The following is a 12,956-nucleotide window of genomic DNA, read 5'->3' as shown; positions in this document are numbered from 1 at the left end:
AAAGTCACTATTTCCCCAAGAAGTTTGGCGCGCGTTTTTCCAGGAAATGAGCAACACCTTCTCGGAAATCGTCACTCTGTAGGCTCGTAAACATTTCGGTATTTGCCAACGTGATTGCTTCCCCTAGAGATTGATAAGGAGATTCCCATAACTGCCGCTTCATCACTTTGACGGAGCGCGGCGATACTATTGCGGAGAGCTCAGTCGCGAGCGTCATCGCAGCAGATAGCAGTTGCTCTGGAGGCAAAACCCTGCTGACCAACCCCATTGCTTTCGCTTCTTCAGCAGTCACCTTTCGAGAGGTCAGCAAAAGATCCATGGCGTTCGCATGGCCGACTATTCTCGGGAGAATCCAAGCGATACCATGTTCGGCGATCAGCCCCCGTTTCGCGAAAGCGGTAGAGAAAACGGCTTTTTCTGACGCCAAGCGGAAGTCACTGTACAAGGCTAATACCATTCCCAGCCCTGCCGCCGCACCGTTAACGGCACTAATAACCGGCTTTGGGACAGCCGGGAAATACGAATAACGGGTCTGATAATCCGCCCGTCGATTCATGTCATACGGACGCATCCAATTTTCGGCCCGAATATCGTCGGGAGGCAGCACCTCCAATTCCTCCATATCCATACCGGCACAAAAGGCCCTGCCCTCGCCCGTTAAAACAATCGCCCTCACGTTGTCATCGCGCGCGGCCCGTTCTGTTGCGTCCCTCAACTCACTTTCCAGCACCTTGGTCAGAGCATTCATTCTATTCGGGCGTGACAGCGTAATCACAGCAACATACCCCTCAACTGCGTAGGAAATCTGTTCAAAACTCATAACGTCTCAACATATGAAGGAGGAAGTTGAATGGAAACTGGTTCGAGAAACTCTTCTAGACCGTACTGACCGTTTTCACGACCAATCCCCGACTGTTTAAAGCCACCAAATGGCGCCGCTGGATTAAATGGTGCGCCGTTGACATCGACTTGGCCTGCGCGCAGGCGGCGAGCCAGTGCTAACCCCTCTTCGGGCGTCCGTGCCCAAACCGTCGCGGCTAGGCCATATTTTGTCCCGTTGGCGACGCGCACGGCGTCTTCGACATCCCTGTATGTCATGACTGTCAATACCGGGCCAAAGACCTCTTCGTTCGCGATTGGCATATCCCGCTCCACGTTACCGAGCACAATGGGCGGAACGAAAAATCCTTGTTCCGGCGTCGCTGCAGGAGAAACCAGATACTCCGCGCCACTGGCCCGAGCGGCATCCACCATCTGAAGGGCCTTTTGCTTCTGAGCTTCACTTACCAGCGGCCCTAGGCGCGTAGCCGGATCAGCAGGATCCCCCATACGCCAACCAGGCATCATTTCAGTGACGAGTGACGCCACCTTATGATACGAATCTTCGTGCACTAGCAAGCGCGTTGTCGCGGAGCAGGTTTGCCCAGAATTCAAGAGACAACTACCCAGAGTCGCCTTCACAGCCGCCGCAGTATCAGCACCCGGGAGCATGACAGCTGCAGATTTTCCGCCCATTTCAAGCGCAACACGCTTCGTCGTTGCCGCACAAATTTGCGCAATATGCTGCCCGGCTCGCGTTGAGCCCGTGAACGAAACCATATCAATATCTGGATGGGCAACGAGAGCTGAGCCGGCGACCGAACCAGTCCCATGAACCAGATTAAATACCCCTTTCGGCAGTTGCACCTCTTCAATAACCTCGGCAAGAATCGCCGCTGATGGGCGCAAGCTCGGAGGGTTTGAGTACCACAGTGCACCCAGCCAATAGCGCCGGCGCGATCTTTCCCGTTATTTGATGTAATGGATAATTCCAGGGTGTGATGCAACCAACAACCCCCACAGGGACTTGAACAACCACGGAGTGCCCCAGTCGCTGCTCCCACTCGAAGCTTTCCGCGATATCCGCATACGTACTCCATGCGGCGACTGGTGCATCAGCCTGAATACGTTTCGACAACTTGGCGGGCATCCCGACTTCTATCGAAATGATGGCAGCGATTTCAGCGGATCTGTTTCGCAGCCCATCAGCGATCTTGCGTACGCACGAAACCCGGTCTGTCAGAGGCGAGGTCGACCACTGTGGGAAAGCCACAACCGCCGCGCCCACAGCCCTGTCGACATCCGCCGCAGAGGCGCTTTTGAATTTCGCAAACGGCTCGCCCGTATAGCTATCAACAATTTCGGGTAACAGTGGGCCAGAGGCTGCTTGCCATTGGCCATCAATGAAAAGATCGCAATTTATACTCGACGCCATAAAACTCCGCGGGACGAGAGACATCCAAAGCACATCGCGCACGCGCAGCACAATCCTCTCCCTGGAAGCTCTTAAAAGATACCAATGAATGAAAAGCGAAATTCGGTAATCGATGCCTCATGTATTCTGACAACGTCATTCAGAGTTTGTCCATGCGGTTTTTCAAAAGAATCTCTTTCAAAACTCCGTACGGGTGATCTCATATCACAAAACCATCTCACACGGATTTTTCTTTGTCGGGATGCGCGGCCGCCCGAATAGCAGCCATCACCGATGCGCCATTTTCCTTTTCAATATTGCGTACGATACGCACAATATCGTCCCGTTGCACTTGAGGAACAGCAGGCTCAAGCAAGCGGTGGAACTTATGGGTCGTAGCGTCCCAATCCATCGGGTTCGCGGGATCTCCCTTGGGGTGCGATACCTCGCAGGTTTCAATACGCCCATCGTTGAATCGGATTGTCACCCCGCTCGCCCAATGTGAAAGGGAATCATCTCGCTGAAACGTGATGGCCGGCAATAATCGTCGAATCAACGGGTTCCAAAGATCCTTTTCAGTGACGTCCCCGACGACCACGTCACCACGAACCAAAACAAGCCCGACATTGAATTGCATGCTTAAGCGCGCGGCCAAAAGCGTCTGTGGATCCGGATCATTGACTTCTTCCATCACGACATGATGGCAACGAATCGCCACCCCGGTAATACCATCTACTCGGTAACGGGGCACCCGATCAACGATCGCTTTGGTAGCACTAGAGGCTGCGACCGTGTATGTACAGCCGTAGAACGGCCGGAATGACGTATCGTCAATCTCGTAGAACTCACCGAGGCGGCCAGTCAATGCGCTTGGATCGGAGTCATCGGACGTGGCAGACAAGAATCCGCCATGAGGATCCTCAAATACGGTTTTCGGACCATCCAGCCCTTCTCGTGCAAGCAGGCATGCCTCGACACCATTCTGCGCCGAGCGCCCCGCATGAAAAATCATCGTGAGTGCCCCATCCGTCTGAAAGCTCAAGAGCCCCGCAGCCTGGCTTCCCGCAATACCGAACGCGGACGCCATGGTTTCCACGTCTAGCCCCAGCAGTCGGCCAGTTGCCGCGGTCGCTCCAAATGTTCCGTAAGTGCCTGTAGCGTGAAAACCTCTGGCGCGATGACTAGGCATCGTCGCACGACCCAAGCGGCCGATCACATCATATGACGCAATCATTGCCGAAATCATGTCGGCACCTGAAGACTGGAGCCACTCTCCGACAGCAAGCACCGTAGGGATAGTACATCCCCCTGGATGAGAGCAAGAAGCTTTGTGTATGTCGTTGACACCGACACTGTATAACGTTACACCGTTAACAAATGCTGCATCACGAGCGGACGCACGTTCATTCGATATCACTATCGTGCTCTGCGTCCCGCGATTCCCCTCCAGCGCAACAACCATATTGGCTACCATTCGCGCCGGGGTTCCTTGTATCCCCGCGATCAAACAACCCACACCATCAAGAAACAGACGTTTAGCCGCCTCTCGTGTAGCGACTGGAATCATCTCTAAATTGAGCGTGGTGACGTATTTAGAAAGGGCTCTAGTAGTCATAGTCTCTTCTCTTTGTGTCCTACCCGCTAGCGGCGGGCCGACGCGTCAAACGATTTCGGGATAAACGCCACCAGAATGCCGGCCAAGAATAAGCAAGCGCCTAGTACATAAGTTCCATTATTGATGTTTCCCATGAGTTCCTTCGTGAAGGCGGTGATCATCGGCCCAATGGTACCTGCCAAATTTCCTACAGAGTTGATAATACCTAGCCCAGTGGCGACGGCGGCCCCCTTGAGAATTTGGCCTGGCCAAGTCCAGAATAATGCAATTAGCCCCAAAATCCCCGAAACAGAAACGGTAAAAAATATAGAGAGTGGAACATTGGTATAGAACATCGCACTTAGTATGAGCCCTCAGCCAGCCGCACAGGCAGCTGAAATACCACAGCGACGACGCCTTCCCGTCCTGTTTGTATAGCCCCAATCGACACCATCGTAATCACGGCAACCAGATAAGGAATCGCTGCCAAAAAACCTATATCCAGTGGATTCTGGACGCCCGATGCCTTGATGATCGACGGAAGCCAAAACACAAGCCCATAGAATCCCGTACTAAAAGCCAGCTCGATACCTGATAGAAGCCATACATAGGGATTTCGTATAGCGTCGCGTATACGGCCCTTCTTCTTGTGATTTTCGCTATCCAGGTTGTCCCTCAACAGCACACGCTCATCGGGTGACAGCCATTTTGCGGAATCAATACCGTCATTCAGCCATAGATACACGACCAATCCGAGTACAACAGCAGGCAACCCCTCAATTAGCAGCATCCACTGCCAGCCATTGAAGCCCATGGCGCCATGAGTAATTTCCATGAGCCAGCCGGAAAGGATGCTGCCAAATGATAAGCTCAATGGAATGCCAATTACAAACAAAGACATGGGTAAGCTTTGCCGGTGGGATGGGAGCCAAAAATTAAAGTATAGAATCACTCCCGGAAAGAATCCTGCCTCACAAATTCCCAGCAAGAACCGGAGAATGTAAAACATCGTTGAAGTCTCTACATGCGCAAAAGCTGCAAGGGGAGCCACAAATGCAATTGCGCACGACACGATTCCCCAGGTTGCCATAATTCTGGCAACCCAAAAACGGGCACCGAATCGAATCAGTAAAAGGTTACTCGGAATTTCGAATAGAAAGTACCCCCCAATCAAACATTACTGCGCCTAGCGCGTAAACTGTATCGCTTAATGCTAGATCGCAAGCATCTCCAGCTTCGCAAAGCCCACATTCACACCATCGAGCTGTGCGACAACATAGGCCAACAAAAGTAGCGGCACGATACGCACCAGTACTTTCCTATACAAACGATTCCCCCACCTCTTGACCTACGGCCTTAGACGTCGGGTCATTAATTAAAATGAGTTCCAATATGTTCTCCTGAGTATTCGTTCTTATCTTTCGGAGCCATCAAGGCTACCTGCATAAGGAAAGTGTGATCGAGCGCCGCAATGCTATGCGCACCCAACCGGCAACAACCGATATCCATCTCCCCACCGTTTTATTCTTCCAACCGAAGGAGACGGGAGATGGGCTGTACAGCACAATGTGGGCGTGTCGCAAAAATGCTCAAGGAACGACCGTCGAGTGAGCGCAGATTGAACTGAATCTTTATCTCGTGAGAAAGAGAGCTCCGGATAACGGATCTGGAGTGGCACATGCAGAAGATCGCCGGTCATTACCGCGGCATCGACACTCTTTCCAAAGCAGAACGCAACATGCCCGTCTGTGTGACCTGGCGTGGGCAGCAATCGGACATAATCTCCGATCTGATAATCGTCTTCTACAATGTCGGCACGCCCAGCCTCCAAGATAGGCAAGACACCATTGGCATAAGACGGGTAGCCGCCTTTCGCATACCTCGTTTTAGCTGACTCAAGCTCACGTCGACCGAAAATGTATCTCGCGTTTGGGAAAGTGGGTACCCATCTTCCATCAACCAAACGGGTATTCCAGCCGGCGTGATCTACATGCAGATGGGTACACATCACATAATCAATGTCTTCCAGCGTAACATCCACAGCAGCCAAGCCTCGAACGAAGTTGTCGTCCGTTTTCATATTCCACTCTGGCTCTAGCCTTGGTTTGTCATTTCCGAGGCAACTGTCAACCAAAATAGTGTGATGCGGAGTACGAACGATGTATGACTGATAGGTCAAGGAGAAGATGTCATTAGGCCCTAACGAGTGAGGCTGTAACCAATGTCGATTCTCCTCTAAGCACTCCCTCGTCAACGACGGCAACATCTCAAATGCCGACCGCAGGGGAGCTACAAGCTCAACGACGCGATAAACCGTAAAACCCCCAATTCTGTAGACAGCATCCATTAACATCTCTCCATCCGTGCGAAAGAACAGCTCCGACAAACTTTGGAAGATTCGCAGCGCCATCAATAGGGGATGGAGTGTACATAGGAAGCATACGCGCGGATAGAGTACATTCACACAAAGGGCTTTCACGAAATGTGAAACCGGTGAGCATTATCGAAGAATGTTCTTAATGCAGTCGCCCATTTTCAAACGTGAACTGTACTGCCCACCGCGTGCTGGGCCGGCCTGATCACGTCACAGCCGGGGCCGGCCCCCTTGCGTGCTTCTCGCGCGCAGCGCTATTTCGTCGAGTCATGAGTTACCGCAACAGGCCGGCCGTAAAACGGATGATTGGGATCGTTATAACCCTGTGTCGAAGCATGGCCTGGCGCTACCCATGCATCGACCATGGTTTCTTCTTCTGGTGTGATCCGCACGTCCAGCGCCGGGTAATAATCCTGCATTTGCGCCAACGTGCGCGGCCCGGCGATCACGGAGGAAACCAAGGGATTGGCCAACACCCATGCCGTAGCAAAATGGCCGGGCTTGATGCCACGCCCGTCGCTATAAGCAGTCAACTTGGCGGCGATTTTCAGCGATTCCTCACGGAACTCCGGCGTCATAATGCGCTTGTCGCCACGGCCCGCGCGCGTATCCGATGCAGGCTGCTGGCCTAGCGTGTACTTGCCGGTTAGCACGCCGCGGGCAATCGGGCTATAAGGTACCACCCCCAGGCCATAGTGGCTGCAGGCCGACAGGATCTCGACCTCGGGGCCGCGATTGAGCATGTTGTAATAGGGCTGACAGACAACCGGCTGCGGCACGTTCAGTTCACGGCACAAACGGATCACCTCAGCAATTCGCCAGCCTCGGAAATTCGACAATCCGAAACTACGCAGTTTCCCCGCGCAGATCAGATCGCCCAACGCACGAATCGCCTTTTCGAGGTTTTCATTTTCGAAATCGCGATGCATATACACAATATCGATATAGTCCGTCGCTAGACGCGCAAGGCTTAGGTCTACCCCATGCACGATCCATTGGCGGGAGTAATGTGACCAGTTTGGCTTTTTGAAGACAGCATTTCCGAGCTTAGTCGCCAACACCCAATCGTACCGCTGCCCGTTCAGTAGCTTACCTACGGCTTCTTCTGAGTGCCTCCCCGTTATACACGTCAGCGGTATCAATGAAATTGATGCCAACCTCGCGAGCTGACGCAACGATACGTTCGGCCTCGTCAAACGTGGTCTGCTCACCGAACATCATCGTCCCCAAACATAAAGAAGAAACACGCAAATTGCTGGCACCTAGGCGGCGATATTCCATTGAAAGGCCTTTTCCTTGTATAAGCGCAAGAGAATAAAAAATGATCTGCATGAACCTCGTGACAGCGTACCCATGCTACCGACATTCTCCCAGTCAGTTGCAATGACGCATACTTCACGATAAATGAAACCCTTATGAGTCTCCTTTTTTCCCGTGCACCTAATGCAAAGAAATTCAAGATCAGAGAGCATTTTTGTGACCTGCATCAAATGAGGTTTCACAAACCGTGAAACGTCCTTCACTAAACACCATCTAGTCCTCTTCGGCCCGCGCACTCACAATTTGCACAAGAATTTGAAAGGCGTCTCAAAAAAGCGCCACCGACATACCGAAACAACATAAGGTACAGAAATGGATACTGCGGCAGGAAAGCCGATAAAGGCGGGGTTTATCGGTCTAGGAAACATGGGAGCTGCCATGTCGCAGAACCTTATTCGGGCCGGATTCGCATTATGGATACACGACATCAAGCGTAGCTCCGCACAAAGTCTCGAAAAGCAAGGTGCAGTGTGGGTTGCCTCACCTCGCGAATTGGCTGGACGCGTCGATGTGGTCTTCACCTGCCTACCGGATTTCGACGCCATCCGTTCGGTCGCCATCGGCGGCGAAGGAATATTGGCCGGAATACAGCCGGGAACCGCCTATTTCGACCTGTCCACGAGCATGCCAGAGCTTGTCCAAGAGTTGAACACCCGATTCCTGCAAAAAGGCATTCACATGCTGGACGCTCCCGTCAGCGGAGGTGCCATTGGAGCACGGCGCGGACGATTGTCGGTCTGGGTGGGCGGAGATAAACCCACCTATGACAAATATGTGAAGGTTTTGCGGGCAATGGCGGATAAACCCGTCTATGTGGGCTCTGTCGGGGCCGGGACAGTGACAAAGCTAGTCAACAACTGTGCCGCTCAATCGACTCAAGCAGCCATTGCTGAAATTTTCGTACTGGGCGTGAAAGCAGGCGTGGAGCCTGTGGCACTATGGGAAGCGCTTCGTCAAGGCGCCGCCGGGCGCAGGCGCACCTTTGATGGTTTGATCGATGAATTCCTTCCCGGCAACTTCGACCCACCAAAATCAACGCTACGTATTGTCCATAAAGACTTGCTCAGCGCGACCAATCTCGCCCGGCAACTCAATGTACCAACCCGATTTGCAAGCTTGGCTTTGGCGGACATCCAGGAAGCAATGCTGCGCGGATGGGCGGATAGGGACAGCCGATCAGTCATGCTGCTGCCGCAAGAGCGCGTAGGCGTGTCCATACGAGAAAGCAAAGATGCCTTGGAAGATGTACTCCAGCGCGACCCTGCCGCCCCCTCAGATAGCAAACGGGGCACTCAATAACGGCTGCATTTTGAGCCAAACAATTAGTGGCATCACATATCGAGGCAAAAATTCTCCATGAACATTCTCAAATTTTCATCCAAACTCCTGGCAATCGCCCTCTTCACTTCATTTTCCACTGCATACGCAGGCCCAATCGGTGGCAATGCTAGTACGCCAATCTCTTTTGTTGTACCTAGCTCGCCCGGTGCATCATCCGATGTCATTGCTCGTATCCTTGGAAAGGCGGTGACCAAAACCGCAGGGAATCCGGTCATAGTAGAAAATCATCCGGGCGCCAACGGTATTGTCGGCACACAGTATGTTCTGAACCGAAAAGCGGATGGGCTAACGTTGCTCACTACCACAAGCTCTGTCATTGTTTTCAACAAATTCGTATTCAAAAAGCTTCCGTATGACCCACAGATGGACTTCGAACCATTGATGGTTTTCGCACGGGGAACCATGATGTTGGGTATCAGCCCCAAGCTCCCCTATTCGACTCTGCCCAAGCTTATCGAAGACGCCAAAAAGCATCCTACCAAGCTGAACTTCGGGTACGCCACAGCAACGCAACAGCTAGTAGGGGAAATCTTCCAGACCATCAGTAACACGAAGTTCACGTTCATTGCATACAAAACCAACGCAGCAATGCTGCAAGCCGTCATTACGGGAGAGATTGACGCCGCGGTCAGCGACCCCGCAGGATTCGCCTCATTTATCAAAAGCAAAAAGGTTAACGCCGTCGCTGTCACAGCTCCAAAACGTTTGACTGGCTACCCTGACACGCCGACGATGACCGAACAAGGTATTGATTTCAGTATGCAAACTATTAATGGCGTGTTTGCGAAAAAGGGGACTCCCAGAACAACCCGCGGAGCTCTGATCAATGTGCTGAAAAAATCAGTCACCGCGCCTGAATTACGCGCCTACGATGAGAGCAATGCGATGGATGACTTCGCCATATTCGGTGATGAGGCCCAACACTATGTAGAAAAAATGGTAAATACTACAGCACATCTCGTCAAAAAATCAGGGTTCCAACCCACCATGTAGAAAAATAGCAAACACCGCAGCACAGCTCGTCGAAAAATCGAGATTCCAACCTAAATAGATAATCTTTATTATTGAAGTAGAAACAAGTATGAACAATCAATCTTCCCCCTCTGCGGCGCAGACAATTGACCGCGCTTCGACGGTCATTGATCCGCACATCAAAGTGGTGGACAGTCACCATCATCTGTGGCTTAAAGCGCATCAGCGCTATCTGATCGAAGATTTCGAGGCGGATTTGAGCCAAAATGGCCACGTGATTTCCGGAACGGTCTACGTTGAGTGTCACTCCGGATATCGTCAAGGTGGCGATCCAGCTAAACGTTCCGTTGGAGAGGCACAGTTTTATGCATGGGAGAAAGCACGAGGACAGATACTAAAAGACCGCAAAACCGATGGTTTCGTTGGCGCAGTCGACCTGACCATTGAAGAGCGCGTTGAAGAAGTGTTGGACGAGATGAATGAAGAATGCGGCGGCAAACTCAAGGGTATCCGCGGCGCTGTTTATTGGAATCCGGATCCGAGCCTGAATCTTGGCCTGCGCCCCTACTCGCCTAAGGGGCTTCTACTAGACGCGGCGTTTCGGCGCGGCTTCTCATACTTGGCAAAAACGGGGCTGGTTTATGACGCGTGGCAATATGAGCCGCAGCTCCCCGAGCTTTGTGATCTTGCGGATCATTTTGGCGAAGCCGTCATTGTCGTCAACCACTGCGGTGGCCCTCTAGGCATCAATGCCTATGCCACGTCGGATCGCTTCTCGCGCTGGCGTTCGGCCATTGAACAGGTCGCCGCCCGCCCCAATACATTCATGAAACTCAGCGGCCTCACAGCACCCCGAATCGGTATTGATCTCCCCTCTGGCCGTCCTGACGCGGAAACACTTGCCACACGCTGGAAGCCCTACATTGACGCATGCATTGAGGCGTTCAGCCCCTCGCGATGCTTGTTCGGCAGCAATTTCCCTGTCGACCTGGCCGTGTGCAGTTACCGGGATTTAATCAATGTCTATAAGCTGGCAACCGCGTCATACTCCAATGAAGAACGGAATGCGATTTTTTCCGGCACAGCCAATCGCGTTTACAACCTTGGGGCCTGATGCCCCACTTTGCGGCGATGACAATCAGGAGAATTGAATGGAGCAGACTCTGCCTATCGACGGCATTTGGCGATTGGTGTCCTCGCAAGCTCGAGATGAACATGGAAACGCGATTCAGGCGCCCTATGGCACGAACCCAATTGGCATAATTACGTTCTCTCAGGGCCGCATGCTAGCGGCGATCTCGGGTCGTGAAAAACCGTCGGGCGACGCCATTGGGCCGGAATACTCTTCATATGGAGGGGTATTCGAGTTCGATGGCGCGGTGCTACGCGTCCACGTGGATGCTGCTTCAGACAAAAGCAGATTGGGCGGCGAACAGGTACGTGACGTCACGTTCGAAACGGGGCACATGGTGCTGACACCCCCGCTGAGAAAATATGGTAATCGACTGGAGCAGCGAACGCTGATCTGGGCAAAAATTTCTTAATTTCCCGTGCATCAGCACACCACTCGGCAATCTCAAATATCGAAAGTAAAAGATCATGTTAGAAAATCTAAAGCCCTACACCGGCCCGAAATCACAGCATAGTCTTCCTGAGTTGTTCGTCCCCAACGTGCTGTCTCAAGATGATGATCGTCTGTGGGTACCTAACGGCCCCAACCGGTGGTCCCGGCCTCTCTGTTTGAATGTCTCGCAAGGCTACTGGGTACATCTGACGAAGTTCAAAGGCAAAGGTTTTTTGTCTCGGCACAAACACCCTGCTCCCGTCCACGCCTATGTGCTTAAGGGCACTTGGCGATATCTGGAACGAGAATGGGTTGCGACGCCAGGCTCATACTTGTACGAAACGCCGGGAGATATCCATACGCTGGTTGTCGACCAAGAACAAGACGAAATGATCACCATGTTCCAGAATCATGGCGCTATCACCTATTTCGACGAAAACAACCAAATTGAAAAGATCATTGATGTCTTTCACTACGTGAAGTTGGCATCCGAACATTTCGAGAAAATCGGCCTCGGCACCGACTACGTCAAGAAATTCTTGCGTTAGCGATACGCTCCTGCACTTATGCAAACGCCCCCGTCACACCACATGAATCGCCAGCTACGGGGACGGTGTGTCATCCTGGTGAGTGAAGTTAGGGCCATCTAGTTCGCGAAAACACTCGATAAGGGATAGGCGCGCACCCAGCGCCGCCATCGACAGTTCTTCTTGGCTCAAACAGCACAACGAGTTGCTACGAGTCACGCCTTCCACTTCAACCATTCGATAGAGTTCGATATTATTTGGAACGCTGGCGATTGCCGACCATGCATGCAGCGTCGGCCCAATACCTTCCAGAATAGCATTGCGCAACACTCCCAGCGCATCAATTTCAATCACCGTATTCGGTTGCATGCTGAGGTACGAAAAAGAGGCATTGAGCATCCTGCGTAAACCGTTGTTCGCACTGGGCAATATCAACGGGATGCCCTCCAGTTGCTCTAGTGAGATCCGATTTTTGTCTCCAAATGTCGGCGTACTACGGAGACTTTCGATAAAGTAGATTTTCTCACTGCCCAATAGCTTGGAGTCCCAACGCTGTCCTTCTTCAACGTCGAACAAAATTGCAAGATCAAGCTTCCTGCTATTGAGCATCTGAGATAGCTGGCCGGTGGGACACTCCATCAGATTGATATGCAGCAAAGGATAACGCTCCCGCAACCGCCTCAATAATGACATCCCAACCATGTCTGCCGTCGTGGGCGCAAGGCCGATGCTCACGCGGCCGCCCGCCCTTGCTCCTTGCGCCACCGTAGCGGCGTGGTCGACATGACGCAGCGCCAATTGCACCTCTCGATAGAACTCCACCCCAGCCGCGGTGGGAGTAACCCCTCGAGCGCTACGAGCTAACAGCCTAGTAGAAACCGAATTTTCCATGCGGCTGATCTGCTGGCTAAGTGTGGAGGGCACGGTTCCGAGTTCGGCTGCGGCACGGCTCAAACTACCAAGCTCAACAGCCCTGACAAAATAACGAAGCTGCCGAAGTTCTAATTTATTCCTTATCATCCGCCACTCCG

At 52.5% G+C, this 12,956-nt stretch carries 9 protein-coding genes and 3 pseudogenes; 5 read left to right on the top strand and 7 right to left on the bottom strand.

The features are described 5' to 3' along the window. Nucleotides 1-7 precede the first annotated feature (7 nt). From CEY11_RS16840 to CEY11_RS16815, 6 genes and pseudogenes are all read right to left on the bottom strand, one after another. A complete protein-coding gene (locus CEY11_RS16840) occupies nucleotides 8-820 on the bottom strand; it encodes an enoyl-CoA hydratase (protein ID WP_088604565.1) in 813 nt (270 codons plus the stop codon). Beyond that, nucleotides 817-2,254: pseudogene (locus CEY11_RS16835) on the bottom strand (aldehyde dehydrogenase family protein). The gene CEY11_RS16840 and the pseudogene CEY11_RS16835 overlap by 4 nt, the downstream one beginning before the upstream one ends. Nucleotides 2,255-2,471: 217 nt before the next feature. Further along, nucleotides 2,472-3,848: an MmgE/PrpD family protein gene (locus CEY11_RS16830; RefSeq protein WP_088604564.1), complete on the bottom strand. Its 1,377-nt coding sequence runs from the start codon at nucleotides 3,846-3,848 to the stop codon at nucleotides 2,472-2,474. A 26-nt stretch (nucleotides 3,849-3,874) separates the two neighbouring features. Continuing rightward, nucleotides 3,875-5,154, bottom strand: a pseudogene (locus tag CEY11_RS16825) (MFS transporter). A gap of 147 nt (nucleotides 5,155-5,301) precedes the next feature. Further along, nucleotides 5,302-6,093 (bottom strand): MBL fold metallo-hydrolase, encoded by a 792-nt coding sequence (locus CEY11_RS16820; RefSeq protein ID WP_233154944.1) that lies wholly within the window; start codon nucleotides 6,091-6,093, stop codon nucleotides 5,302-5,304. Nucleotides 6,094-6,455: 362 nt separating this feature from the next. After that, nucleotides 6,456-7,482: pseudogene (locus CEY11_RS16815) on the bottom strand (aldo/keto reductase). 351 nt (nucleotides 7,483-7,833) lie between these two features. On the opposite strand from CEY11_RS16815, the gene CEY11_RS16810 reads away from it, so the two are divergent. The 5 genes from CEY11_RS16810 (at nucleotide 7,834) to CEY11_RS16790 (ending at nucleotide 11,946) form a co-directional block, all read left to right on the top strand. Next, nucleotides 7,834-8,820, top strand: a complete 987-nt coding sequence (locus CEY11_RS16810; protein WP_088604563.1) for an NAD(P)-dependent oxidoreductase — start codon at nucleotides 7,834-7,836, stop codon at nucleotides 8,818-8,820. A 57-nt stretch (nucleotides 8,821-8,877) separates the two neighbouring features. Then, entirely contained in the window at nucleotides 8,878-9,855 is a 978-nt protein-coding gene (locus CEY11_RS16805) for a Bug family tripartite tricarboxylate transporter substrate binding protein (protein WP_088604562.1), read from the top strand. Nucleotides 9,856-9,943: 88 nt separating this feature from the next. Continuing rightward, nucleotides 9,944-10,948: an amidohydrolase family protein gene (locus CEY11_RS16800; RefSeq protein ID WP_088604561.1), complete on the top strand. Its 1,005-nt coding sequence runs from the start codon at nucleotides 9,944-9,946 to the stop codon at nucleotides 10,946-10,948. A gap of 37 nt (nucleotides 10,949-10,985) precedes the next feature. Further along, nucleotides 10,986-11,378, top strand: coding sequence for a lipocalin-like domain-containing protein (locus CEY11_RS16795; RefSeq protein WP_088604560.1), 393 nt, complete (start codon nucleotides 10,986-10,988; stop codon nucleotides 11,376-11,378). Nucleotides 11,379-11,433: 55 nt separating this feature from the next. Next, on the top strand, nucleotides 11,434-11,946 hold the full coding sequence (locus CEY11_RS16790; protein WP_088604559.1) for a 2,4'-dihydroxyacetophenone dioxygenase family protein: 513 nt from the start codon (nucleotides 11,434-11,436) through the stop codon (nucleotides 11,944-11,946). Between the two features lie 54 nt (nucleotides 11,947-12,000). Here the strand turns inward: CEY11_RS16790 and CEY11_RS16785 are convergent, their stop codons facing one another. Continuing rightward, on the bottom strand, nucleotides 12,001-12,945 hold the full coding sequence (locus CEY11_RS16785) for a LysR family transcriptional regulator (protein WP_088604558.1): 945 nt from the start codon (nucleotides 12,943-12,945) through the stop codon (nucleotides 12,001-12,003). Between the last annotated feature and the right edge of the window lie 11 nt (nucleotides 12,946-12,956).

It is taken from the genome of Candidimonas nitroreducens (assembly GCF_002209565.1).
Taxonomy (GTDB): Bacteria; Pseudomonadota; Gammaproteobacteria; order Burkholderiales; family Burkholderiaceae_B; genus Candidimonas; species Candidimonas nitroreducens.
This window is presented reverse-complemented; position numbering and strand designations above follow the sequence as displayed.